The following is a 25138-nucleotide window of genomic DNA, read 5'->3' as shown; positions in this document are numbered from 1 at the left end:
CAGAACCGGACCAGAACGGACGCGCATGGCCCGATACCGAGCGATCGCCGCGGATCTCGCCGCGAAGATCCGCGCCGGGGAGTACGCGCCCGGCGAGGCCCTGCCGCCGCAGCGGGAGCTCAGCGCGTCCTACGGCGTCACGCTCATGACGCTGCGGCAGGCGCTGCGCGAACTCAGCGACGAAGCCCTGATCGTGCAACAACCCGGCCGAGGCACCTTCGTGGCGCCGACGCCGGCCTCGTACCAGCTGGGCTCCTTGCGCAGCTTCACCGAGGACTTGCGCGATCAGGGTTACGTCGTGCGCACCGAGGTCGTCAGCCAGGCAGTACGCCGGTTGCCCACTCGCATCGCCGCGCGGCTGCAGGCCCGAGCGACCGATTCCGGCCTGCGGCTGGAACGAGTACGCGAGTTCGGCGGCCGGAGAGCGATCCACCAGGTGTCGTGGATCGCTCCCCCGCACGGGGAACGCTTGCGGGACACCGATTTCACCGCTGTGTCGCTCTACACCGCACTGTCCGAACTGGACGTCGTGGTGGACCGGGCCGCCGAAACCATCCGCCCGGACGCGCTCGACGACAAGCTCGCCCGCCTTCTCGACGAACCGGTCACCACCCCGGTCCTGGTCAGCGAGCGCACCACAAGCACCCCGGACGGCACGATCGTCGTCATCGACCGCGCGACCATCCTCGGCAGCATGATGCACATCAGCACCGAACGCGCCGCCGACCGCCTCTCACTGCGCTGGGGCGCCGGAAGCTGAACCCCGGCGCCCATGCGCCAAAACCGCCAGATGCAACGAAAGCCGAGTATCCGAATCAGACAGATCCACACCCAGCAACCGCTCAATCGTCGCCAACCGCGAATACGCCGCCGGACGACTCAGATTCAACGCCTTCGCGAACTCCGTCATCGAATACCCCGACTCGACAAACGCCCGCAACGTCGCAAACGCCCGGCTGGCCCGCGGTTCCGGCAACGTCAGCAACGGCCGCAGCTGCGCCTCGGTGAACTCGTGCAACCGCGGATGCTCCCGCAGCCACCACAACAACCCGCGCACACCCAGGTCGCCAGCCCGCCGAAGTCCAGGCGTACCAGGCGATTCGACATCCGCGACGTGCACCGCTTCCTGCAGCGCCGCCGGTAGCTCGCCGAGTCGGCGCACCGGTCCGGCCGCCCCGAACGCCGCCGCCAAGCCAGCCGGAACCCCGGCGACCACGCGCTCCAGCAACGCTTTCTCCGCAGCCACCGAGGAACACGGGAACACCGCCGCCACCCGGCCTTCCGCCAGTACCCCGCCGATCCCGTCGCTGGTCAGCACCGCGTCCAGCAGCGCCCGCTCCTGCCCGGCCCGAGCCGGACGGCACACCAGCACCGTGTAGTACGCCGCCGCGGCCAGCCCCAACGCCCTGGCCCGCGCGCGGACCGAACCCTCGTCCGCACCGTGCAGCAGGTCCCGCAGCAAATCGCCCTGCGCCTCGATTTCCACCGACAGCGGCGAGTGTTCCAGCAGCTTCCCGACGGTCAGCGCCTCCGCCGCGCGTTCGAGCACCATCCACGCCGACGGCTGCTCCGCCGAGTGCGCGGGCACGACCAGCCGGCCCCAGCGTTCGCGCGGCGGCCCCACCGGCGTGCACATCCAGCCCTCCGGACCGCCGACCGCGGTCGCCGCGGAAAACGGCACCCTGCGCGACCGGGCTGGCCAGTCGCGCAGCAGCGATTCCGCCGAACCGGCCCCGGCGAACGCGAGCGCCCGATGCGTCCGGTCCTCCAGCACCACTGGCAGCCCGATCAGGTCCGCCGCGTGCGCGAGGACCGCGTCCGGCGCCTGCGACGCCGAACCGACCGTGCTGAACGCCTCGTGCGCACGCTCGGCCAGCCGCAACCTCTCATAGTGCGCGTTGACGATCCTCGCGTGCACGATCTCGGTCACCTCGATGAAGCGGATCGTGCTCCGCAGTTCCACCAGCGGGAACCGGGCCGCCCGCGCGGCCTGCACCAATCCGCTCGGCAGCGCCTTCGGCCGCTCCCACGGGTCCACGACCAGCCCGATCGCGCCGGCGTCGCGCAGCGAACGCACGTACGCCACCGGGTCGAAGCCCGGCTCGGCGAACGCGCGCCCGATCGAGAGCACCAGAACGTCGCTGGTCAGCGTCCCGGCGACGTCGCTCAGCTCGCTCACGTGCACCGACCGCACCGGCACGTCGACCGCGTCCGCGGCCGAGCGCACGACCGGCGCCCCGGCGGCCATCACGGGCAGCTCGAGAACGTCTCGCAGGGTCAGGTCCACCCGCGCAGCATAACCCGACGAAATGTAAAGCCATGGGTCAACAACGTGACGATCCGTCGGTTACCCCAGACCCGTCCGGGAGGGACCCTCAGAGGGCGAATACCAGGAAGAAAGGTGGCTCGATGAGCGATTCCGTGCCGACGCTGTCCCAGTGGATCGCCGGCGGCGAGGCAGCAGGCTCGCCGGACGGCTACGGGGACGTCACGAACCCGGCGACCGGGAAGGTCACCGCGCGCGTGCCGCTCGGCTCGGCCGCGGACGCCGAGGCCGCGATCGCCGCCGCGAAGGCCGCGTTCCCCGCCTGGCGCAAGACGTCGCTGGCCAAGCGCAGCCGGGTGCTGTTCCGGTTCCGCGAACTGCTCGACGCGCGGTCGGGAGAACTCGCCGAGATCATCACCGCCGAGCACGGCAAGGTGCTGTCCGACGCGGCGGGCGAGGTCGCGCGCGGCCTGGAGGTCGTCGAGTTCGCCTGCGGGATCCCGCAACTGCTCAAGGGCGCGGCGACGGCCAACGCGTCGACCGACATCGACGTCACGTCGCTGCGCGAACCGCTCGGCCCGGTCGCGATCATCTCGCCGTTCAACTTCCCCGCCATGGTCCCGATGTGGTTCTTCCCGATCGCGATCGCGGCCGGGAACACCGTGGTGCTGAAGCCGTCGGAGAAGGTGCCGACCGCCGCGAACTGGATCGCCGAACTGTGGCGCGAAGCCGGTCTGCCCGAAGGCGTGTTCAACGTGTTGCACGGCAACAAAGCCGCCGTCGACGCGCTGCTGCACAGCCCGGACATCGAGGCGGTTTCGTTCGTCGGATCGACGCCGATCGCGCAGTACGTCTACGAGACCGGCACCGCGAACGGCAAGCGCGTCCAGGCGCTCGGCGGCGCGAAGAACCACATGGTGGTGCTGCCCGACGCCGACCTCGACCTGGTCGCCGACCAGGCGGTCAGCGCCGGTTTCGGGTCCGCGGGCGAACGCTGCATGGCGGTCTCGGTCGTGGTCGCGGTGGGCGACGTCGCCGACGCGCTGGTGCCGCGGATCGCCGACCGCGCGAAGACGCTGGTGACCGGCGACGGCACCCGCTCCTGCGACATGGGCCCGCTGGTCACCGCCGCCGCGAAGGACCGGGTCTCCGGCTACATCGCCGCCGGTGCGGAAGCCGGCGCGACGCTGGTCCTGGACGGCCGCGAAGGTGAATTCGACGCGGACGGCGAGGGATTCTTCGTCGGCCCCACGGTGTTCGACCACGTCCGCCCGGACATGCCGATCTACACCGACGAAATCTTCGGCCCGGTGCTTTCGGTCGTCCGGGTGGAAACGTTCGCCGACGCGATCGAGCTCATCAACGCCGGCCCGTACGGCAACGGCGCGGCGATCTTCACCAACGACGGCGGCGCGGCCCGCCGGTTCTCCGCCGACGTCGAGGCGGGCATGGTCGGCGTGAACGTGCCGGTGCCGGTCCCAGTGGCCTACCACTCGTTCGGCGGCCGCAAAAACTCGCTGTTCGGCGACACCCACGCGCACGGCGGCGAGGGCGTGCACTTCTTCACCCGCGCCAAGGTCGTCACCACCCGCTGGCCCGGCCCGGAGCAGGGCGGGCTCAACCTCGGTTTCCCGCAGAACGTCTGAGAGGGATCTGCAATGGACACTCAGTCGGCAGCAGCCCGGCACCTGTGGATGCACTTCTCCCGCATGGGAAATTACCCGGACTCGCCGGTCCCGGTGATCACCCGCGGCGAGGGCGTGCACGTGTGGGACGACCGCGGCCGCAAGATCCTCGACGGCCTGGCCGGACTCTTCGTCGTGCAGGCCGGACACGGCCGTCGCGAACTCGTCGAGGTCGCCGCGCAGCAGGCGAACGAGCTGGCGTACTTCCCGATTTGGGGCTATGCCACGAAACCCGCGGCGGAACTGGCCGAACGGCTCGCGCACCTCGCGCCGGGCGACCTCAACCGCGTCTTCTTCACCACCGGCGGCGGCGAAGCGGTCGAGTCCGCGTGGAAGGTCGCGAAGCAGTACTTCAAGCTGACCGGAAAACCCGGCAAGCACAAGGTGATCAGCCGCGCGGTGGCCTACCACGGCACCCCGCACGGCGCGCTCGCGATCACCGGGCTGCCCGCGATGAAGAAGGACTTCGAACCGCTCGCGCCGGGCGGTTTCCGCGTGCCGAACACCAACCTGTACCGGCATCCGGAGTTCGCCGACGACCTCGAAGCGTTCGGCCGCTGGGCCGCGGACCGGATCGAGGAAGCGATCCTGTTCGAGGGCGCGGACACGGTCGCCGCGGTCGTGCTCGAACCGGTGCAGAACTCCGGCGGCTGCCTCACGCCGCCGCCCGGGTACTTCGAGCGCGTGCGGGAAATCTGCGACCGGCACGACGTCCTGCTGGTCGCAGACGAGGTGATCTGCGCGTTCGGCAGGCACGGCGCGACGTTCGCCAGCGAGAAGTTCGGCCTCCAGCCGGACCTGCTGACCTGCGCCAAGGGCCTCAGCTCCGGGTACAGCCCGATCGCCGCGCTGATCGCGTCGGACCGGGTGATGGAGCCGTTCCTCGCCTCGAAGGTCGCCTTCCCGCACGGGTACACCTTCGGCGGGCACCCGGTGTCGGCCGCGGTCGCGCTCGCGAACCTCGACCTGATGGAACGCGAGGGCCTCAACCAGCGCGTACTGGACAACCAGGACGCGTTCCGTTCGACGCTCGACAAGCTCCTGGACCTGCCGATCGTCGGCGACGTCCGCGGCGACGGGTACTTCTGGGCCGTCGAACTGGTCAAGGACAAGGCGACCCGCGAGACGTTCAACGCCGACGAACGGGAACGCCTCGTCCGCGGTTTCCTGCCGGGCGCGCTGTTCGACCGCGGCCTCTACTGCCGCCCGGACGACCGGGGCGACGTCGTCGTCCAGTTCGCTCCGCCGCTGATCGCCGGGCAGGCGGAGTTCGACGAGATCGAACAGATCCTGCGAGACACGCTGCTCGAAGCGCAGAAACTCGTCTGAGCCAACTGGCGAGGGAGGAGGCCGGGACCGTCTGGTCCCGGCCTCCTTCCGTGCTGTCTCTTATCCTGGTGACAAGGAGCCCTCACCGCGAGGCGGCGAGCATGCCCGCGCATGAACCCGGCCTCGACCGGCGCTTGGCCGACGCGAGCAGGCAACGGCCTGACAACTGCGCCGCCTCAGCCGTGCCAACCGGTCACAACGCCCCGATCTCCTCGCACGCCTTCCGCACCCCAGCGCCGTAAGCCGGATCCGCCTTGGCGCAATTGTCGATATGCCGCTCCACCGTCTCCCTGCGCGCGCCCTTGATCCCTCGCGCCGTGTTCTCGAACAGCCGCTGCCGCGCACCCTCGTCCAGCAGCCGGAACAGGTTTCCAGGCTGCTCGTAGTAGTTGTCGTCGTCCTCGCGATAGTCGAACCGGTCCGCGACCTCGCCGCCCGGTCCCGCGGGCTCGGCGTACTGCGGCTGCTCCGCCCACCGCCCGAAGGAATTCGGCTGCACGCCCGGCACTCCGCCCTGGTTGCCGTCTACGCGCATCGCGCCGTCGCGGTGGTAGGTGTTGACCAGCGCCGCCGCGCGCGGGCAGTTGACCGGGATCTGGTGGTGGTTCACGCCGAGCCGGTAGCGGGTGGCGTCGCCGTAGGAGAACAGCCTGCCCTGCAACATCTTGTCCGGGCTGACCGAGATCCCCGGCACCAGGTTGGCCGGGGTGAACGCGGCCTGCTCGACGTCGGCGAAGTAGTTCTCCGGATTGCGGTTCAGCTCCAGCTCGCCGACCTCGACGAGCGGATAGTCCTTCTTGCTCCAGACCTTCGTGAGGTCGAACGGGTGGAACCGGTAGGTCGCCGCGTCCGCCTCCGGCATGAGCTGCACATACAGCGTCCACTTAGGATAGCCGCCGCGTTCGATCGCGTCGTACAGGTCGCGCTGGTGCGATTCGCGGTCCTCGCCGATGAGCGCGTCCGCCGCCGCGTCGGTCAGGTTTTCGATGCCCTGCTGGGTGCGCAAGTGGAACTTCACCCAGTGCCGCTCGCCCGCGTCGTTGATCAGGCTGAACGTGTGCGAGCCGAACCCGTGCATGTGCCGGTAGGTCTTCGGGATGCCGCGGTCGCTCATCACGATGGTGATCTGGTGCAGCGCCTCGGGAAGATTCGTCCAGAAGCCCCACTTGTTCTCCGCGTTGCGCAGGTTCGTCCGCGGATCGCGCTTCACCGCGTGGTTCAGGTCGGGGAACTTCAGCGGGTCGCGGTGGAAGAAGACCGGCGTGTTGTTGCCGACCAGGTCCCAGTTTCCTTGCGAGGTGTAAAACCGGACGGCGAACCCGCGGATGTCGCGTTCCGCGTCGGCGGCGCCGCGTTCCCCGGCGACGGTGGAGAACCGCACGAACGTCTCGACCTCGTTGCCGACCTTGCCGAACAGCGCGGCCCTGGTGTAGCGGCTGATGTCGTGGGTGACGGTGAACTTGCCGAACGCACCGGACCCCTTGGCGTGCATCCGCCGCTCCGGGATCACCTCGCGGTCGAAGTGCGCGAGCTTTTCCACCAGCCAGAGGTCCTGGAGCAGAACCGGACCGCGGGCGCCCGCGGTGAGGCTGTTCTGGTTGTCGGTGACCGGCGCGCCCGCCGCGGTGGTCAACGGGTCGGTGTTGTCAGCGAAAGTCATCGCTCCTCTTTCGTTGCATTCTTCCGCGAAAAAGGACTTTGCCGCCAAGATGGTACCGAAGCGCGAAGGTGATTCACTGCGACAAACAGCGTAAATTGCCGGAGGAATATTCCTCATTACGAGAATAGCTTCGCATCCTGCGCATTCATTTCGGAATACGTGCCCGGCACTGCGAATTTCCGGTTATTCCTCGCTGTCGCGCACGACGAGCGCGATCTGCACCCGGTTCACCACGCCGAGCTTCGCGAACAGGCTGCTCGTGTGCGCCTTCACCGTCGCCACGCTGATGTGCAGCCGTGCGCCCACCTCGGCGTTCGACAGCCCTTCCGCGATCGCCCGTGCGGTGTCCCGTTCGCGTTCGGTCAACGCGGCCAGCCGCGCCCGCGCCGCCTCGCGCGCGGCACGCCGGCTCCCCGACGACTGCGGCCCCATCGCCGCGGTGATCAACCGGCTGGTGGCGGCCGGGGACAGCGCGGGGTTCCCGTCGGCGACCGCGCGCACCGCGGCCAGGATGTCCGGCGGCGGGGTGTCCTTGAGCACGAACCCGAGCGCCCCGGCACGCAGCGCGCCGAGCACCATCTCGTCGGAGTCGAAGGTGGTCAGCACGAGGATCCGCGGTGGGTCCGGCCAGCTGAGGATGGCTTCGGTCGCGCTCAGCCCGTCGCGGCCGGGCATCCGCACGTCCATCAGCACGACGTCCGGCCGGAGCCGGCGGACCTCGGCGATCGCGGCGTCGCCGTCCGCGGCCTCGCCGGCGACCTCCAGGTCGGCCTCGCCGTCGAGCATGAGCCGCAACGACATCCGCACCAGCTGATCGTCGTCGACGATCACGACCCGCACCCGGTCCACTCACTCGCTCCCTTCGCCGCGGGCAGGCCACGGCAGCCACGCGGTCAGCACGAACCCGCCGTCCGGGTCCGCGTGATGGTCAAGGTCGCCACCGGCGAGCTCGACCCGCTCGGCAAGCCCCAGCAACCCGAACCCGGCGGACGGCGGCGGCGCCACGTTCTCGGTCGCTCCGGAATCCCGCACCGTCACGCGCAGCCCCTCGCCCTCCCCGCCCTCCACGGTGACACACACGTCGGCGCCAGGCGCGTGTTTCCCGGCATTGGTCAGTCCTTCTTGGACGATCCGGTACACCGTGCGCGCCAGCAGATCCGGCGGATTCCCGACCGTCTCCGGGGTATAGCTGACCTGCACCCCGAGCGCCCGCGCGTCAGCGACCAGCGCGGGCAGATTCGCGAGCGAGGGCTGCGGCGGCTCAAGCCCGCCCGGACTGGCCCGCAGGACCCCGAGCACCTCCCGCAGCTCCTCCAGCGCCTGATGCGCACCGTCGGCGATCCCCCTGGCCAGCAGCGACACCTGGTCAGGCGGCAGATCGGCGCGATGCCCCAGCACGCCGGCCTGCATCGCGACCAGCGACACCCGGTGCGCGAGGACGTCGTGCATCTCGCGCGCGATCCGGTGCCGCTCGACAATGCGCGCCTCGGCCGCCCGCGCGACCTGCTCGCGTTCGGCGCTCTCCGCGCGTTCCCGCAGCGACTGCAACTCCTCGCGCCGCGCCCCGATCGCCGCTCCGACCGCCACGACGATGCCGGTGACCAGCACGATGAACGAAATGGACCACCACCACGGATCCGGGTCGGAACCGCGAGGGTAGAGCCCTTCGGTGACCGCCGCGGTAGCGACGCACGCCAGCCCGATGAAGGTGGTCTCGAACAGCCGGCGCCGAGTGGCGAGCGACCCGAGCACCAGCAGCGCGGCTCCCCCGGCGGACGTCGACACCGCCGAGACGATGATCACCCCGGTCGCGATCGAGAGCGGGTACTTCCGCCGCCACAGCGACGCGACCAGACAGCCGAGCCCGACGATCGGGTCGCCGAAAATCAGCCACCCGATCCGCGGGTCGTCGGACCCCGCGGGCAGATGAGACGCGACCGCCACCCAGGCAACCACGCCGAGCAGCGCGGCCACGGCCAGCCGCCACCCCTGCTGCCACGGCTTGAGCTTGACCTGCGAAACGATCACCAGCCCATCTTCGCCGATCCGCCCGCGCCGTGCAGCCGCCCTCGGCACACCCCGCGCCCTAGACCAAAGTAGTAACCCTCGACTTTGGTCGGCCCCGGTTCGCTCCGCAGGTCCGATGCGCACCGTAACCGCCGCCGACACACTGGGAGCACCACGACTCAAGGAGAACACATGAGCAAGGGCGGCTACTCAGCAGTGCAGATCGTCGGCATGGTGCTCACCGTCGTATCCGCACAGGCCGCGATCCGCAGTTTCTTCGACCACGACGCGCGCCAATTGTGGGGCGTTCTTGATTGGGTCCCCGGCGGCTGGGGCGGACAATTAGCCGCACTGGTAGTGCTTACCCTCGCCGGGGTAGTCCTCGCCGGCTGGGCGCACGACCGCACCAAGGAGAAAAGCTGAGTCCACTGCGGACTCAATGCACCTCCGGCCCGAGCGCCGCATACGTCTCCGGACGCTTGCGTCGCAGATACTCCGCCATCGCCAGCCCTGCGACGATCAGGATCGGCAGCAGCCACGGCAACAACCCGATCCACGCCGCGTCGGACCCGGCCATCGTCGGAAAATTCAGCACCGCCAGCACGATCACGCCGATCAGCCCAGCCCCGCCAAGCCCCGGCGCGACAAACGTGCTCCACCAATGCGGATCCCGCCGTTGCCGGAAGAACACCACCACCGCGATCGACGCCATCGCCTGCAACACGAGGATCGCCAACGTCCCGAACCCAGTCATCGACGACGTCAAGAACGCGACCGGATCAAGCCCCAGCACCGCGAAGATCGCCGCTACAACCGTCGCGAACCCGATCTGCGCCGCACTGGCGTTACGCGGCGTACCAGAAACCGTACGCCCCAACACCTTCGGCAACACGCCGTCCCGGGCAAGCGCGTAAATGTACCGACTAGCGGAGTTGTGCAACGCCAGCAACGCGGCGAACAGACTCACCACAAGCAACAACTGCATGACATCGGTAAGCACGGTCCCGAGCACATCCTGCGAGGTAGCCAAGAGCAGGTCCCCCGCCGCGAGATGATCCTGCGCCACGGCTTTCGCGTTCCCCACGCCGATCGCGCTGACCAGCGCAAGCGAGGTAATCGCAGCGAAAACCCCAATAGCGATCACCGCGATATAAGTAGCACGCGGCACTGACTTGTTCGGGTCGCGCGCTTCCTCGCTGAACAACGCAGTCGCCTCGAACCCGATGAAACACGTGGCAGCAAACAACAACCCAAGCCCGATAGACCCAGACGTGACGACCGCAGGCGACAACGCACTGAGCGAATACCCAGACTTCACGAGCACCGCAACGTCGAAGACAACCAGAATGCTGACCTCAAGAATCAGCGACACCGCAAGCACCTTCGCCGAAACGTCCACCCCACGACGACTCAGCAAAAACACCGCGACGACGGACAACGCAGCCCAAAACTCCCACGGCAAGTCCAAATGAAAGACCCGGTTGACGACCCCGCCCGTCAACGCACCAGAGGTCCCCACCGCCCCCGCGACGAAACAGTCGTATCCAGCCAACGCCACAAACGCCCCGGACAACCCCGCCGGACGCCCTAAGGCCGCAGTAAGATACGCGTAGAACCCACCAGCGTTGGACACGTACCGGCTCATCCGCGCGTAGCCAACACCGAACAACAGCAACACAATCCCCGCGATCAGGAATGATGCAGGCATCCCGCCGCCATTGCCGAGCGCGATCCCGAGCCCCGCGATCACCACCATCCCGGTCAACGGCGCGACCGCAGCGAGCACGAGAAACGCAATCCCGCCAGTGCCGAGCGCATTAGCGCGCAGCTGCCCTCCGACAGCCTCCGGTGTCGACTGCTGTGCCATCCAGGCCTCCCGATCCGCTACAAGGCGCCCATTTGCCCCGCAGCGACCCAGTGTCGCTTGCTAGAGGCTGAGGGCCTTGTCATCGCAGGCAGAGGTCTTGCCAATCCGCGCACCCCCCACTCCGGGGAGGTTCGTGGGGCCACCCTCACAGCCGCTGATTCCCTCAGGGCCCCCCTCACGACCAGCGGCCGGTACGTGAGGGACCCCTTCACGGACCCAGATTCCCTCAAGGACCCCTTCACGACCCACTCGCCCGCCCCGCACCCACCGGGATGCGCCCCAATGCGGCATTGGGTGCGCTCAACGCACCGAACGCCACATTGGGTGCGTCACATGCACCCAATGCCACATTGGGGCGCAAGCCCCGCCACCAACGAAACCGCACCGATGCACCCAACGTCGAGGCACCCACACCGCCCCCAACCCCGATCCGAAGCCCAACTGCGGTCGGTGGGTGCTTGTCAAGGCATCTTTCCCGCCTTGACAAGCACCCACCGACCGTCAGCACAATAAAACTTCGGGGTGGCGGCCCCCCTAACGAGCGCAATGTCGCCGCCAGGCGACGAGCCGACCCCCCGGCGAACCAACCGTCCACAATAGACCAAGCCTCCATCAGCTATGCTCAACAACGTGCCAACCCCAGCAGGCAGCAAAGGAATGCCGCGCCCCGAACGGGAGCGGCTGATCCTCGACGCCGCCGTCCACGAGTTCGGCACCCAGGGCTACGCCCACGCCTCAGTAGCCGCCATCGCACGCCGAGCGGAAATCTCCAAACCCCTGGTATACGGCTACTTCGAATCCAAAGACGGCCTCTACCTGGCCTGCCTCCACCGAGGCGCAGCCCCGCTGGTCGACGCCGTCACCGAAGCCCAAACCGGCACCGGCCTCACCCGCGCCCTAGGCACCTTGGAAGCGATCTTCCGCACCCTGGAACCCCGCCGCCTGGACTGGGCCGTCCTCTGGGACCCGACGCTGCCCCCAGGCTCCGCAGTGGACGAAGCAGCCCGCTCTTACCGCCGCAAACTCTCCACGCTCGGCGCGGAAGGCACCCAGGAAGCCTTGGCCTCAGCCGGTTTCGCTGACCCCGCCGACGCCTCGCTGTTCGCCCGCATCTGGTACGGCGCGGTCGCCGCCACCGTCAACTGGTGGCTCGAGCACCCCGAGGAACCCGCCGAAACCACCACTCAGCGCTGCGCCCGCATCCTCACCTCCCTGCGCGGCTGACCTCGCAATCCACCCACTCGAAGTACCCGCTCCCCGAAACCGGCCGCCCCCGAAACGCACCGGAATACGTGTACGCACCGACATAACCGCGCCCATGGCCGTACCGCAGCGGACTGTCCACCACCGCCTCCACCGCCACGACCTCCTCCGCGCCGTCCCGCACCGTCCACCGGAACCGCTCCGGAACCTGCATCTCCCGCCCCCGCGGATCAACCTCCGGCTCAGCCCGATGCTCCACCTCGACCCGCACATCCCGAAACACCGCCGCGCCACCGTCAAGCGTGCGCAGATGCGCCAGCCGGCAAGCCGTCGCCCCGGCCGCGCGGACATCGGTGAGCAGAAGCTGCGTCCGGTCATCGAGATTGATGATCTGATAGGTGAAGAAGTCAATCGGCAGCTTGAACCGCTGCGGCAACGGCGAACGCCGAAGTGCTTGCGGTGAAAGAGATCGTGCGTACTCCACAGTGCAGAGACCGCCGATTTCCGTCTCACCGGTGTCGTCAGTGATCATCCCGGTGAAGGTGGCGAGCAGACTCAAGTGGTCGTAAGCCGGATTGCGCACGAACCACGAGACCTGCGGCGTCGCGGTGATCTCCAGGTCCGCCGAGAACCCGTCGTACCGCGCGTGCACCTGATACGACGGATGCGCCGCTTCGATAGCCAGCTCCGAATCCCACTCCAGCCGCGAACCGTCCTCGGCGAACCGGCATTCGGTGCGCGAGTCGTAAGCCCGGTAGTGGTGATGCCCAGGCGCGGCGGTGGACGAGAGAACGGTCGTGGTGCGACGGGCGTCGGAGGTCGCGAGGTAGTCGTTGTCGAAACAAACCGCGCCGGTGCTGCCGATCAGAGTCATGGTGTTGAGGTAGCGGTGCGGCCGCGGCAGCTCCGGCACGAAAATGCCGTAATGCGTCCACGCCCAGGTCCGCGAGCCCGGATGCGGCCGCAGCAGACCGGGCCGGTCGAACGGCTTCGCGGACTCCTCGATCCGCTGGTCGAAGCGAGGAAGCACCTTGTTCACCACGAACGGCGCGGCAGCGGTCAGCACGCTCATCTTTCCTCCTCAATGCCTATTACCCTAGAGTAAGTTACTCAAGGGTCAATTCGGAAGGGAGCAGACGGATGACACGGTCCTGGTGGGGTTGGGGCGACGTCGAGGAAGCACTGACCGCCGAAGAAGCGGAGGCGCTGGTCGCGCGCACGGCCGCCTTCCTGCCCGCCCACGACTTCACCGACCACGCCCCGCCCCCGCCGGACGACCTGCCGGTGCCGCCGTCCTGGCTCCGCCCGCCCACCGCACTGGCCCGGTTGTGCTCGACCGACCAGACCGACCGGCTGTCGCACGCGCGCGGCAAGGCGTTCCGCGACGTCGTCCGGAACCTGGAAGGGCGGGTCGAAGCGGTGCCGGACGTCGTCGCGCGTCCGGAATCCGAGCAGGACGTACTCGATCTCTTGGACTGGTGCTCCACCGACGGCACGCCGCTAATCCCGTACGGCGGCGGCAGTTCCGTCGTCGGCGGCATCGAACCGCGGTTCCCCGCGCCCGCGGTGTCGCTGGACCTCGGCCGCCTAGACCAAGTCGTGGAGATCGACCGGACGAGCCGCGCCGCGCGGATCCAGGCCGGGGTGTACGGACCGGCGCTCGAGGACCAGCTCCGCCCGCACGGGCTGACGCTGCGGCACTACCCCCAGTCGTTCACGCACTCCACGCTCGGCGGCTGGCTCGCGACCCGCGCCGGCGGCCACTTCGCCACGCTGGCCACGCACATCGACGACCTCGCCGAGTCGCTGCGCGTCGTGACCCCGGCCGGGGTCAGCGAGTCGCGGCGGCTGCCCGGATCGGGGGCCGGACCGTCGCCGGATCGGTTGTTCCTCGGCTCGGAAGGCACCCTCGGCGTGATCACCGAAGCCTGGATGCGGCTGCAAGAACGCCCTCGCTGGCAAGCGAAAGCGTCAGTCAGCTTCGGCCGGTACTCCGACGCGGTGCAAGCGACCCGGGCGATCGCCCAGTCCGGCCTGTACCCGGCGAACTGCCGTCTCCTCGACGCCGCCGAAGCGTTCCTCAACACCGGCGTCCAGACGGACGGTTTGCTTCTGCTCGCGTTCGAGTCCGCCGACCATCCGGTGGACGCCTGGCTGGACCGTGCCCTCGAACTCACCGCCGACCACGGCGGCACCGTCACCGCCCGCCGCGGCGAGTCGGGTTCGACGTGGCGTTCGGCGTTCCTGCGCATGCCGTACCAGCGCGACGCCCTCGCCCGCCGGTCGATGGTGGTGGAGACCTTCGAGACCGCCTGCACCTGGGACGCGTTCGACTCCCTGCACGAAGCGGTCACGACGGCCGCGAACGCGGCGATCGCCGAGATCTGCGGCGCGGGCGTGGTGACCTGCCGGTTCACCCACGTGTACCCGGACGGCCCCGCGCCGTACTACGGCATCTACGCGACCGGCCGCTGGGGCAGCACCGTCGCACAGTGGGACGAGCTGAAAACCGCGGTGTCCGAAGCGATCCTGGCCAACGGCGGCACGATTACCCACCACCATTCGGTCGGCCGCGACCACCGCCCGTGGTACGACCGGCAGCGCCCGGACCCGTTCGCCGCAGCCCTCTCCGCGGCGAAGGACGCCCTGGACCCAGCCGGGATCCTGAACCCGGGCGTCCTTCTCCGCTGACCCGTCACCGCCGCAGATACCGCAACGCCCGCGCCGCCGCGTGGCTGCCGCACATCCCGTGCGCACCCGGCCCCGGCGGCGTGGCCGCGGAACAAACGAAATGCCCGGGAACACCCACGTCATACGGCTGCAACGTCGTCCGCGGGCCGAAAACCAGCTGCCGCAGGTCTTTCGCGCCGGTGAGGATGTTGCCGCCGACGAAATTCGGGTTCTCCGCAGCGAATTCCGCCGACGACGTCGTCACCGAACCAATGACCCGCTCCCGGAAACCCGGCGCGAACCGTTCGATCTGCGCAGTGATCGCCTCAGTAGCGTCACCGGTGTATCCATGCGGCACATGCGCGTACGCCCACACCGGATGCACATCCCCGACCGAACGCGTCGGATCAGCCAGATACTGCTGTCCCAGCAACACGAACGGTCGCTCCGGCATCCGTCCATTGTGTACGTCCCGTTCGCCAGCAACAACCTCCGCCGCTGAACCTCCCAAGTGGACAGTCCCGGCCGCCCGCGCTTCCGGCGAACGCCACGGAATCCCGCCCTGCACCGCGAAGTCCACTTTGAACGCGCCGGGACCGTAGCGAAACTTCTCGTACGCCCGTCGAATCCGCGGCGGCAACCGGTCACCGAGCACGTGCGCGAGAGTGCTCGGGCCGACGTCCCACACCACCACGTCCGCCCGCGGCAGCTGCGAAACCGACTCCACCCGCACGCCAGTCTCGATCTTCCCGCCGAAGTCGGCGATCAATGCGGCCAAGGCGTCGCTGATCGCCCGCGACCCGCCCTCGGCGACCGCCCAGCCGTGCCGGTGACCAGCGGTGAGGATGCCGAGCCCGATCGCCGACGACAGCGGACGGTCAAGCGGCCGGAACGCGTGCGCCGCCACCCCGAGCCACAGCGCACGAGCCTGCGGAGTGCGAAAGTACCGGGCCAGCACGGTCGCCGGCGCGACCGTCGGCAGACCGAACCGGCACAGCAGCAACGGATGTTTCGGCACTCGCAACAGCGGGCCGAGAATGTCCTCGCTCAGCGCGTCGTAGTTCTGCGCGGGCGAGGAGAACAGCGCTGACCAGCGACGTTCGTCCGCGCCGAGCCCGGCGGCGGTGCCGGAGACCGAGCGTCGCAGGACACCGGCGGTGCCGTCGTCGAGCGGATGCACGCAGTCGATTTCCGGCAGCCGCCAGCGCAGGCCGTACCGGTCGAGCCCGAGGTCGGTCAGCACCGGCGAGCCGACCGCCATCGGATGCGTCGCGGAGCAGTGGTCGTGGCGCAGGCCGGGGACGATCGCCTCGTAGGTGCGGGTGCCGCCGCCAATCTCGTCGGCGGCCTCCAGCACCGTCACGTCGACCCCGGCGCGAGCCAGCACCGCCGCCGCGGCGAGCCCGTTGGGTCCGCTGCCGACCACCACTGCCGTAGTCATGCCGGCACGCTGCTCGTCGTCGCCGGGCTCGCGGTCCAGGTGACGGTGAGCGGAATCGGGCCGTTCGGCAGCCACGGCTGTTCGTTGACCGCGTCGGCCACCGTCCAGTGGCCGCGTTCGATCACGCCCAGCGCCGCGTCAATCACCTGGTAATGCTGCACCTTCGAGTGGATGGCCTGCGACTCGACCCACACCACGATCCACTCGCCGGGCGCGAAGCCGACCCGCTTCTGCACCGCGTTGACGAAGCTGAGGTCGTGCAGGTGCCCGTCGCCGAAGTTGAACCCGATGATCGAGTTGCAGCCGAACTCGGCCTCGCGCACGGTCCGCGTCTCGAGGTCCGGCAGGTTCTTCGCCAGCACCGAGAACAGGCCGCGGCCCTGGCTGTGCATCGACCGCCAGGCGATGGTCTGCTGCATGGTGATCTCGGCGATCTCCGCCGGATAACCCATCGCCTGCAACTGGTCGACCTGGTTCTTCGTCGGCCGGTGCGGCAGCGTGTTCAGCTTCGCCTCGGCCCCCGGCGCGAACGCCCACAGCGCCGACGCCCAGTTGCCCGCGTACTGCCGCATCGACGGCAGGAACGACACCAGGTCCGGCCGCAGATTGCCCAGGATCGGGAAGAACAGCAGCGCGGCCGCGATCACGACGGCGAGCCAGCCCGGCGTCATGTCGCCGACGCCGTATCCGGCGCTCGCCGGGAAGCCGAGGAACAGGAAGATCGCGAGGTAGCCGAAGAGAATGTTCCACTCCAGCGGCACCGCCAGCGGGAACGTGGACGTGATGAAGAGGTGGAACGCCACCATCAGCGCGACCCCGGCGAGCGTGACCCAGTGATTGGTGGAGAACAGCAAAACCAGCGGCGTGATGATTTCCACCGTCGTCCCGCCGACGTGCGCCATGAACGACGCGAGCTTCGACGGACGGATGTCGTTCGGGAAATTCCGGTAATGCGCGCGCTTCAACCACTTGAACGGAACACACGGACTGTTGGACACCATCGGCGGCACCACATTCGTGAAGTGCTTGCCGAACTTCGAGACGCCCGCGCCGATCCAGACAGTGCAGATCAGCAGTTTCGCGGCGATGATCATGTTCACGAACGGCAGGAAGGCGAAGAACACCAACGCGGGCAGATACTGTTCACCGCGAGCGGCGAGGAAAATTGTCTTGTCCCGCAATCCATTCAGCACGTACAGCACGATCGGCGCGATCAGCAATGCCGGACGCACGAGTCCGGAGGTGTTGCCGGGCAATGCGGCCGACAACGCGGCGTCCGGGACACCGGGAAGCACGACCGCGGTCAGCAGTGTGGCGAGGAAAGCCAGGTACAGCAGCACATCGAAGCCGTTCCGCCGGTCGCCCGCGGTGAACGGCACACGCTTCCACGGCCGCAACCGGATCGTTCCGGGCCGCGCCCAGAACAGGATCCCGCCGGTCATCGGCTTGAACTTGCCCGCGATCGGACCCCAGGAGCCGGCGACGCCGACCGTTTCCAGGAATACCGTCCACAGCACGAGCTTTTGGTAAACCACTGGTTCGTGCCACCACGCGGCGACGTCCCAGAACGGGCCGACACCGGACGTCGCGGTCGCCAACGCGACCCCGGCCAGCACGTAGAGGAAAACCAGCTTCACCACGTACGTGGCCGGAATCATCTTGGGCGAGCCGAATCCGAACTGGACCCAGTGCAGTGCGAGTGCCTTGGTTCGTTCGAACAGTGGCTTCCGCAGGAAGGTTTCCGGATCGACCGGGGGAAAGTCCCCTGTCTTGAACCCCATTGTTCTCCGCCTTTCTCCGGGCAGCATCGACCGGGCCCGTCACTGCGGGCACGGATTTTTCTTTCAGATTCGGATCAGCTGGCCGCGGCGAGTACCCGGCGCAGCGCGGGTTTGTCGATTTTGCCGACTGGGTTCCGCGGCAGCGCGGGCACGATGTCGATCCGCACCGGCACCTTGACCCTGGTCAGCCGTTCCCGGCAGTGTGCAAGCAGTTCGGCCTCGCTCGCTGTCCTGGACGGGTACAGCGTCACGGTCGCCACCGGCAGTTCGCCGAGCACCGGATGCGGCGCGCCGACCACCGCGGCTTCCAGCACCGCCGGGTGTGCGTGCAATGCGTTCTCGATCTCCTTGGGGTAGAGGTTCTCCCCGCCCCGGATGATCATGTCCTTGATGCGGTCGACGAGGACGAGGTAGCCGTCCTCGTCGAACCGCCCGACGTCGCCGGTGTGCAGCCAGCCGTCGACGATCGTGGCGGCGGTCGCATCGGGCCGGTTGAGGTAGCCGCGCATCACGTTCGGACCGCGGACCACGACCTCGCCGGGACCATCGGTCACCAGCTGTCCTCGTGGGTCCATCAGCGCGACTTCCTGCCCGGGCAGCGGAAGCCCGACGGTGCCCGGTTTACGCGGCCCAGCCAGCGGATTCAGCGTGGAAGCACAACTTCCCTCGGACAGTCCGTAGCCCTCGACGACCACCACGTCGAACCGTTCCTCGACGCGCTGGATCAGCTCGGCGGGCATCGGCGCGGCACCGCAAACCGCCAGCCGCAGCGACGAAGTGTCCGGCCGCACGGTGTCCGGCAGACCTGCCAACCGGGCGTAAATCGCTGGCACGGCAGAGAAATACGTCGGACGGACGCGTTCGATTGTGTCGAAGAAGTCGTCGGCGCGGAATCTCGCAGTGATCGTCGAGCGGCCACCAGCGAGCAGCGGCGCGAGCACGCTGACCACGATTCCGTTGACATGGAACAGCGGCAGAATCAGCAAACTGTGGTCTGCTGGGCCGAGTTCGAGCGCGTCGACGATCATTTCGGTCATCACTCGCACGTTGCGGTGGTCGAGCACCACGCCTTTCGGCTGTCCCGTGGTGCCGCTGGTGTAGATGAGCAGCGCGACCGCGTGGTCGTCGTCGGCCACCGGACCGTCGTCGGGAGCGGCGGTCGCCAGTTCCTCGACCCGCATCGTCACCAGGTCCGAATCACCGTGTCCCACCACGACTTTCGCCCGCGCGTCGGCGATCTGGAACGAGGCTTCGCCGTCGGTCAGCTCCGGGTTCACCGGCGTGACCGCGGCACCGAGCCGCCAGGCAGCGAACAACACCACCGCGAACTCGACGCGATTCGGCAGCAGCACCGCGACGACGTCGCCAGCGCCGACCCCGCGGGCCCGCAACGCGGCCGCCGCGCTGCGCACCCGCACCGCGAAACCGGCGTTGCCGAGTTCGCCGTGTTCGTCAGCGAGACACGGCCGGTTCGGGTTTCGCCGGGCCCGTTCCTCAGGCAGCGCCGCGAGGTGCATCGTCGAAGTCCTTTCCCAGTGCGGCTCAGGTGGGAAATGACGGTAAGGACGGGCCGTGACCCAGGCCATAGGCCGCAGAACCGAAGGGTCCGCCGGTCGTTGTGCCGGGGTCACAACCGCCTGCACCGAGGGGGTGAACGACGCCGCTCGCCTGTCGCTGAGGCGGTCCGGTGGTTACCCTGACCGCCATGTCCGACGCCGTCGACGCCGTCGTGGCCGAGATCGCGCACGCCATCGACGCCGACCTCGCCGCCCGCACCACCGAACTCACCGACTGGTTCGTCGAGATGATCCCGGAATTCCGGCACGACGAGACGGTCCGCAAGCTCATGATCGCCAGCACGTCGGCGAATCTGGTCGCGATCCTCGACATGCTGTCGCATTCCATCCCGCTCGACCGGATCACCGTCCCGCCCGCCGCGGCCGAGTACGCGCGCCGGTTCGCCCAGCACGAGCTGTCGCTGGAGGCGCTGCTGCGCGCGTACCGGCTCGGCGAGCACCGGTTCGAGCAATGGGCGATCGAGGCGCTGGAACGGCAGCCGAACATCGACACCCAGCTGGCGCTCGCGGTCCTCGCCGAACTGTCGCGGCGCACCAACCGCTACATCGACCAGGTCATCGAGGGCCTGATCGACATCTTCGAAACCGAACGCCGGCGCTGGAGCAGCCGCACCGGAGCCGCGCGGGCGGCGCAGATCCGCCTGGTGCTCGATTCGGACACGCTGACCGAAGACGCCGCACAGCAGCTGCTCGCCTTCCCGATGCGGCAGTGGCACTGCGCGGCCGTCGCGTGGCTGCCCGCCGAGGGCGCGGGCGAACTGCAGGCTGCGGCGCGATTGCTCCAGGAGGTATGCGGACGAGGTCCAGCCCTGACCATGCTGGCCGACGACCGCACACTGTGGAGCTGGACGGTCAGCACGGAGCGTGACGACGTCGAGGTCGAACGCCTCCGCTCCGGCGTGACAACCATCGGCGGCGGCCTGCGACTGGCCCTGGGCGCGCCCGGCTACGGACTGGCCGGATTCCGCGGCTCCCTGCGCGAGGCGGTCCGGGCACGGGCGGTCGCGGAGACCGACGAGGACCAGAGCCAGAACGTGGTGCTGTTCGACGACGTCGCGATCGCCGCCCTGCTCACCGAACAGTCCGACGACGTCTACCGCTGGATCGCGCGCGTCCTGGGAGACCTCGTCGCCGACGATCCCGGCACCGAGCAACTGCGCGAGACGCTGCGAGTCTTCCTCGACACCGACGGCAGCTACACGCACGCCGCCGCCCGGCTGCACCTGCACAAGAACACCGTTCACTATCGCGTCCGCAAGGCCGAGGAACTGTGCGGACGACCGCTCGCCGAGCATCGGCTGGAAGTGGAAGTCGCCCTGCGTGCGGCCACTTCGCTGCGCAAGCGGCTGCCGTGGAACGAGCCCGGCTGAGCCGTCAGTCCATTGTGGATTCTTTTGCCTTCGCGCGGCGCCGTGTTAGCCTGTCGCCGTGCTGCGCCTCATGACGTCCGAGCGACTCGTAACCCGGCGCGCCGGCTGAACCAGGCTGCCTGCGCGCGATGCCGGTATGCGGTTTTTGCTTCGGGACCTGGCCCTTCTTTCCCTCGCCAGAACTTCCTCCCGGAGTACGCCATGTCCTTGAGCACCTTTTCCTCCGCCCCGTACACCTCGGCCCCGGCGATGTTGGTCCGCCGCCGGATCGCGACGTACTTCGTCGGCGGCATCGACCAGATCCCCGCCTTGGTCGCGACGCTGACCCAGCACGGGAAGCTGATCCACGAGCTGTCCGTCGACGTCCGCGAGGGAGTCCGGGAAAGCAGCATGGTCAGCACGGTCCTGGTCAGCCCCGACGCACTCGACGCCCTGCTGGACGCGCTGCGGGCCCTCTCGTCGGTCGTCTCCGCCGAACTGGCCTGATCCCGCCCGCCCCGCGACCCGGCGGCAGACTGGGGTCCCCACCAGCGAAAGGCACCCCACATGCGATTGGCGGACAAGATCGCCCTGATCACCGGCGCTTCGAGCGGCATGGGCAAGGCAGCAGCCCTGACCTTCGCCCGCGAAGGCGCGACGGTCGTCGTCACCGACGTCGAAGACGCTGACGGCACCGCCGTGGCCGAAGAGATCCGCGCCAACGGCGGCCAGGCCGAATACCGCCGCCTGGACGTCACCGACGAAACTTCCTGGACCACCGCCATCGCCGCCGTCCTGGCCCAGCACGGACGCCTCGACGTGCTGGTCAACAACGCCGGCATCAGCGGCACCTTCGACCCCGACCTGACCAGCACGGCGTTCTACGACCGCCTGCTGCAAGTCAACGCCCGCGGAGTGTTCCTGGGCATCAAACACGGCGCCGCGGCGATGTCCGGCCGAGGCGGAGGTTCAATCGTGAACCTGACCTCGATCTCGGCGTCCATCGGACAAGTCGGCGTGCATCTGGGATACGCCGCCTCGAAAGGCGCGATCAAGTCGATGACCACCACCGCAGCCGTCCACTATGCGGCCGAGGGCATCCGAGTCAACGCGGTAGCCCCCGGTCTGCTGCCCCCAATGCGAACGTCCCGCGGCTCGACCGACCCGGTGTGGCGAGCGAAGCAGGTCGAGGGCGTGCCGATGGGACGGACTGGGGAGGTACAGGAGGTCGCTGACGTGATCCTATTCCTGGCCTCGGCGGAATCCTCGTATGTAACCGGAGTGGAAATCCTGGCCGACGGGGGTTACACGGCCCAGTAGGCGGTTTTTGGACGCTGGGGCTCCTGCGGAGTCGGCGGGAGTCCCAGCGCTGTGAAGGTGCCCTCGTGCCGCCGCCTAGCTGCTGTCTCGCACCGACTCCTGTTTCGGCTTGGGCTTCCCTCATCCGCCATTGGCCACCGCTTGCCCCTCCGGCGCTCGGGCCTCCCAGCCCACCGACCGTCGCCGATCCTCATTCGGCGTGGGCTTCCCTCATCCGCCATTAGCCACCGTTTGCTCCTCGCCCAACCGGTGCTCAGGTGCCTTCCGGCCGTTCCGCCTCGCGCCGATCCCAGTGGCTGATCGCCCCCCGGTCCGGCCTCACGCCAACTCGTCCCACCGCCCCTCCGCCTCGCGTCACCTCCTCCGCCTCCCGCAACGCCTCCCGCCCTTCCTCCGCCTCGCGCCAGTTCCTCCAGCCGAGCCCTTCACACCACCCCTGTCCGCCATCGACATCCGCTGCCGTGATCCCCGCCTCTGCCTCAACCGACCGTCACCGACCGGCCCGCGCGGTACGTTCACCGGACCACCCCCGGGGTGGCGAGACGGAGGCGAAGCCGGTGGAACTGAGGCAGGTCGAACACTTCCTGGCGGTAGTCCGGCACGGCAACTTCACCCGCGCCGCCCAAGACGTGCACGTCGTGCAGTCCGCGCTCAGCGCGTCCATCCGGAAGCTCGAAGCCGACCTCGGCGCGGAATTGTTCGACCGCACCACGCGCCGGGTCACCCTCACCCCCGCGGGCGAGGCGCTGCTGCCGCTGGCGCGCCAGATCGCCGCGGACGTCGACTCCGCCCGAGGCGAGGTAGCCGCCGTGACCGGCCTTGCGCGCGGCCGGGTGTCGATCGGGACCATTCAGACCCTGACCGTCATCGACCTGCCCGCGAAGCTGGGCGAATTCCGCGCCCGCTACCCGGGAATCCGGCTGCGCGTCCGGGAAGGCACCATCCCCGGGCTGACCGCCGCGGTGTCCGACGGCGAACTGGATCTGTCCTATGTGGGCGGTCCACTGCCGGAGGAGCTGGCCGAATTCGCCAGCTGGCAGCAGAACCTGGTCCTGCTCACCCACCCCGGACACCGCCTGTCGCCGCGCCGCCGAGTCCGGCTCGCGGAACTGGACGGCGAACCTTTCGTAGATTTCACCGGCAGCGGCCTGCAAGTCTTGGTCGACCGAGCCTTCACCGAGGCCGGTGTCCGCCGCGATCAGGTCTGCGAGGCGACAAACGTCCCCCTGCTGATCGACCTGGTCGCGGCCGGCCTAGGCGTCACCGTGGTCCCAGAGCAGGTCGCCGCCCGGTCCGGGCTGCCGTTCGCCCACCTCACCCAGCCAACGCTGTCCCGCACGATCTACCTGACCGGCCGCTCGGCAAACCTCACCAACCCGGCGGCACGGGCGCTGCTGGCCCACCTCCTCGCCTGACCCCGCGCACCGGCGCGAGCACCAACGCGAACCCAACCAACCCCAACACCAGAGCGACGGTCGTCAACCCGGTAATCCCGGCAACGAACGCCAACGCGAACGCCCTCCCGCCAAACCGCCGCAGCAACCGGACAACATCCCGAGTAGCTCCGTCGACCTGCTCGACCTCGACTGCCAGGTTGATGCTGGCCGCCGAGCCGACGTCAGTCGCAGACCCGGCGCTAACCGCCGCCTCGACGCCGACCATCGGATTGGCGCTGGGCACCCGGCGGTCGCTCGCCACCGGCTCACCGCAAGCCGACGGGTCGACGTTGGCCACCAAGTCGCCGTCGGACGCAGGCTCGGCACTAGCCACCAAGTCGACGTCGGCTGCAAGCCCGCCGCTAGGTACCGATTCGGCACCGGCCGCAGGCTCGAGGCCAGCCGCCGATTCGATCTCGGCCCTGAGCCCGGCTCTAGCCGCCGACTCAATCTCGACTGCAGACCCGGCGCCAGCCACCGACCCAACCTCGGCCGCGAGCCCGGCACCAGCCACCGACTCGAGGTGAGCCCTGGACTCGGGGCTCGTCACCGGGCCGACACCGACTGCAGACTCGTCGCGCGCCACCTCATTGATGCTGGCCGCCACGCAATCGCCCGCCGCCGCGAGGGTGGCGTCCTCAGGTGCGCACCTACGCTCGTCTCTCGCGCCGAGGGCAGCGTCGTCCGGTGCGATCCCGCGGACGTCCACGTCTCCCCCACCGGTTAGGCCGGTTTCGGTGTCGGCGGACCGGTCCGTCGACACGTCGCCGTCGAGGTGCCGGTCGTCGTTTCGGCCGGAGTTCTCGGCGGGATCGTCAGGCACAGACGTCATGCGCTGAGTATTGGCGTGTGTCGACCTCCCAGTCCAACACCTGTTTTCGCTGCGATTCAGCGATGAAATCGATCGCCCGCTCGGAGGCTGATCGACGTGACAGTCGCCGTCGGCTCGACGGCACCCGGGTCAGGCAAAGACCACCTCCTCGCTTCCGACCAGCTTCACGCCTGCCGTGGACAGTTCCTCGTTCACGCGGGCGCTCTCCTCGGCGGCGGAGAGTTCGTCGTCTTACTGGCGTGGGCATCCTGGACCAGCGTGACTTCATGACCTCGGTTGAGGGCGGCCAAGGCGGTGGCTCGGACGCAGAAGTCGCTCTGCATTCCGACCACGACCAGCGGGGTCGACTCCGGCAGCAGGGAGCCCAACTGTGTGTCAGCGAAGGAGTCGGGTGTCTGTTTGTCGACTACGTGCTCGCCGGGGCGGACCTCGTGCACTAGTTCCCAGCCGGAGGTCCCAGGCACGTCGGGATCGTCGCCGGTGCCGTTGTTCCGGATGTGCACCACCTGCGCGCCCGCGGCCCGCGCCCGTTCCAGGACCTGCGTGATCGCGGCGACGATTCGGTCGGCATCGGGTACGGGGGTGGGATGAGGTTCACCCCGAATGGTGGACAGGGGCTTACGAGGGGTTCAGGCAGCCGTTCGGAGTGCCTGCTCGAAGTTGTCGGGGCTGAGCATCCCGATAGCGGAGTGCCGCCGCACACTGTTGTAGAAAC

At 68.7% G+C, this 25138-nt stretch carries 20 protein-coding genes; 10 read left to right on the top strand and 10 right to left on the bottom strand.

Annotated elements, in window-relative coordinates; translation table 11 throughout:
- Positions 1 to 25 precede the first annotated feature (25 nt).
- The gene (locus PUT80_RS39980; RefSeq protein ID WP_037817016.1) at positions 26 to 760 is read left to right on the top strand and encodes a GntR family transcriptional regulator; all 735 of its coding nucleotides are present in this window, start codon (positions 26 to 28) and stop codon (positions 758 to 760) included.
- Here PUT80_RS39980 and PUT80_RS39975 read toward each other — a convergent pair.
- Positions 734 to 2287: a PucR family transcriptional regulator gene (locus tag PUT80_RS39975; RefSeq protein ID WP_275295238.1), complete on the bottom strand. Its 1554-nt coding sequence runs from the start codon at positions 2285 to 2287 to the stop codon at positions 734 to 736. The two genes, PUT80_RS39980 and PUT80_RS39975, sit on opposite strands and share 27 nt — an antisense overlap.
- A 122-nt stretch (positions 2288 to 2409) precedes the next feature.
- Between PUT80_RS39975 and PUT80_RS39970 the strand changes: the two genes are divergently transcribed.
- Entirely contained in the window at positions 2410 to 3912 is a 1503-nt protein-coding gene (locus PUT80_RS39970; protein WP_238604405.1) for a CoA-acylating methylmalonate-semialdehyde dehydrogenase, read from the top strand.
- A 12-nt stretch (positions 3913 to 3924) separates the two neighbouring features.
- The gene (locus PUT80_RS39965; protein ID WP_037817024.1) at positions 3925 to 5280 is read left to right on the top strand and encodes an aspartate aminotransferase family protein; all 1356 of its coding nucleotides are present in this window, start codon (positions 3925 to 3927) and stop codon (positions 5278 to 5280) included.
- A 193-nt stretch (positions 5281 to 5473) separates the two neighbouring features.
- On the opposite strand, the gene PUT80_RS39960 is transcribed toward PUT80_RS39965, so the two are convergent.
- The 3 genes from PUT80_RS39960 to PUT80_RS39950 form a co-directional block, all read right to left on the bottom strand.
- Positions 5474 to 6940, bottom strand: coding sequence for a catalase (locus PUT80_RS39960; protein WP_275295237.1), 1467 nt, complete (start codon positions 6938 to 6940; stop codon positions 5474 to 5476).
- A 183-nt stretch (positions 6941 to 7123) separates the two neighbouring features.
- Positions 7124 to 7789, bottom strand: a complete 666-nt coding sequence (locus tag PUT80_RS39955) for a response regulator transcription factor (RefSeq protein WP_037817028.1) — start codon at positions 7787 to 7789, stop codon at positions 7124 to 7126.
- Positions 7790 to 8968: a histidine kinase gene (locus PUT80_RS39950; protein WP_275295236.1), complete on the bottom strand. Its 1179-nt coding sequence runs from the start codon at positions 8966 to 8968 to the stop codon at positions 7790 to 7792.
- A 171-nt stretch (positions 8969 to 9139) separates the two neighbouring features.
- Here PUT80_RS39950 and PUT80_RS39945 point away from each other — a divergent pair, with 171 nt between their 5' ends.
- Positions 9140 to 9370: a hypothetical protein gene (locus PUT80_RS39945; protein ID WP_275295235.1), complete on the top strand. Its 231-nt coding sequence runs from the start codon at positions 9140 to 9142 to the stop codon at positions 9368 to 9370.
- 13 nt (positions 9371 to 9383) lie between these two features.
- Here PUT80_RS39945 and PUT80_RS39940 read toward each other — a convergent pair whose 3' ends face one another.
- A complete protein-coding gene (locus PUT80_RS39940) occupies positions 9384 to 10814 on the bottom strand; it encodes an APC family permease (RefSeq protein ID WP_275295234.1) in 1431 nt (476 codons plus the stop codon).
- Between the two features lie 630 nt (positions 10815 to 11444).
- On the opposite strand from PUT80_RS39940, the gene PUT80_RS39935 reads away from it, so the two are divergent.
- A complete protein-coding gene (locus PUT80_RS39935) occupies positions 11445 to 12038 on the top strand; it encodes a TetR/AcrR family transcriptional regulator (protein WP_275295233.1) in 594 nt (197 codons plus the stop codon).
- Here the strand turns inward: PUT80_RS39935 and PUT80_RS39930 are convergent.
- Positions 12019 to 13089 carry a DUF6670 family protein gene (locus tag PUT80_RS39930; protein ID WP_275295232.1) on the bottom strand — a complete coding sequence of 357 codons (1071 nt, stop codon included), beginning with the start codon at positions 13087 to 13089 and terminating at the stop codon, positions 12019 to 12021. The two genes, PUT80_RS39935 and PUT80_RS39930, sit on opposite strands and share 20 nt — an antisense overlap.
- Before the next feature lie 68 nt (positions 13090 to 13157).
- On the opposite strand from PUT80_RS39930, the gene PUT80_RS39925 reads away from it, so the two are divergent.
- Positions 13158 to 14708 (top strand): FAD-binding oxidoreductase, encoded by a 1551-nt coding sequence (locus tag PUT80_RS39925; protein WP_275295231.1) that lies wholly within the window; start codon positions 13158 to 13160, stop codon positions 14706 to 14708.
- Between the two features lie 4 nt (positions 14709 to 14712).
- On the opposite strand, the gene PUT80_RS39920 is transcribed toward PUT80_RS39925, so the two are convergent.
- The 3 genes from PUT80_RS39920 to PUT80_RS39910 all read right to left on the bottom strand — a co-directional run bounded on the left by PUT80_RS39920 (position 14713) and on the right by PUT80_RS39910 (position 19426).
- Positions 14713 to 16128 carry an NAD(P)/FAD-dependent oxidoreductase gene (locus tag PUT80_RS39920; protein WP_275295230.1) on the bottom strand — a complete coding sequence of 472 codons (1416 nt, stop codon included), beginning with the start codon at positions 16126 to 16128 and terminating at the stop codon, positions 14713 to 14715.
- Positions 16125 to 17909, bottom strand: coding sequence for a DUF3556 domain-containing protein (locus tag PUT80_RS39915; RefSeq protein ID WP_275295229.1), 1785 nt, complete (start codon positions 17907 to 17909; stop codon positions 16125 to 16127). Before PUT80_RS39915 ends, PUT80_RS39920 begins: the two co-directional genes overlap by 4 nt.
- A gap of 74 nt (positions 17910 to 17983) precedes the next feature.
- Positions 17984 to 19426 carry an AMP-binding protein gene (locus PUT80_RS39910; RefSeq protein WP_037817039.1) on the bottom strand — a complete coding sequence of 481 codons (1443 nt, stop codon included), beginning with the start codon at positions 19424 to 19426 and terminating at the stop codon, positions 17984 to 17986.
- 188 nt (positions 19427 to 19614) lie between these two features.
- Between PUT80_RS39910 and PUT80_RS39905 the strand changes: the two genes are divergently transcribed.
- From PUT80_RS39905 to PUT80_RS39890, 4 genes are all read left to right on the top strand, one after another.
- Complete coding sequence (locus tag PUT80_RS39905) at positions 19615 to 20856, top strand: helix-turn-helix domain-containing protein (protein WP_275295228.1); 1242 nt, start codon at positions 19615 to 19617, stop codon at positions 20854 to 20856.
- A 201-nt stretch (positions 20857 to 21057) separates the two neighbouring features.
- Positions 21058 to 21342 carry a hypothetical protein gene (locus PUT80_RS39900; protein WP_037817040.1) on the top strand — a complete coding sequence of 95 codons (285 nt, stop codon included), beginning with the start codon at positions 21058 to 21060 and terminating at the stop codon, positions 21340 to 21342.
- Positions 21343 to 21402: 60 nt separating this feature from the next.
- Positions 21403 to 22155, top strand: coding sequence for an SDR family oxidoreductase (locus PUT80_RS39895; RefSeq protein ID WP_134728164.1), 753 nt, complete (start codon positions 21403 to 21405; stop codon positions 22153 to 22155).
- A 557-nt stretch (positions 22156 to 22712) separates the two neighbouring features.
- On the top strand, positions 22713 to 23570 hold the full coding sequence (locus PUT80_RS39890; RefSeq protein ID WP_275295227.1) for a LysR substrate-binding domain-containing protein: 858 nt from the start codon (positions 22713 to 22715) through the stop codon (positions 23568 to 23570).
- On the opposite strand, the gene PUT80_RS39885 is transcribed toward PUT80_RS39890, so the two are convergent.
- Positions 23524 to 24423: a hypothetical protein gene (locus PUT80_RS39885; protein ID WP_275295226.1), complete on the bottom strand. Its 900-nt coding sequence runs from the start codon at positions 24421 to 24423 to the stop codon at positions 23524 to 23526. The two genes, PUT80_RS39890 and PUT80_RS39885, sit on opposite strands and share 47 nt — an antisense overlap.
- Positions 24424 to 25138: the final 715 nt, after the last annotated feature.

The sequence above is a fragment of the Amycolatopsis sp. La24 genome, assembly GCF_029087445.1.
Lineage (GTDB): Bacteria > Actinomycetota > Actinomycetes > Mycobacteriales > Pseudonocardiaceae > Amycolatopsis > Amycolatopsis nivea.
The sequence above is the reverse complement of the archived record's forward strand: the minus strand, read 5'-3'. Positions and strand labels throughout refer to the sequence as shown.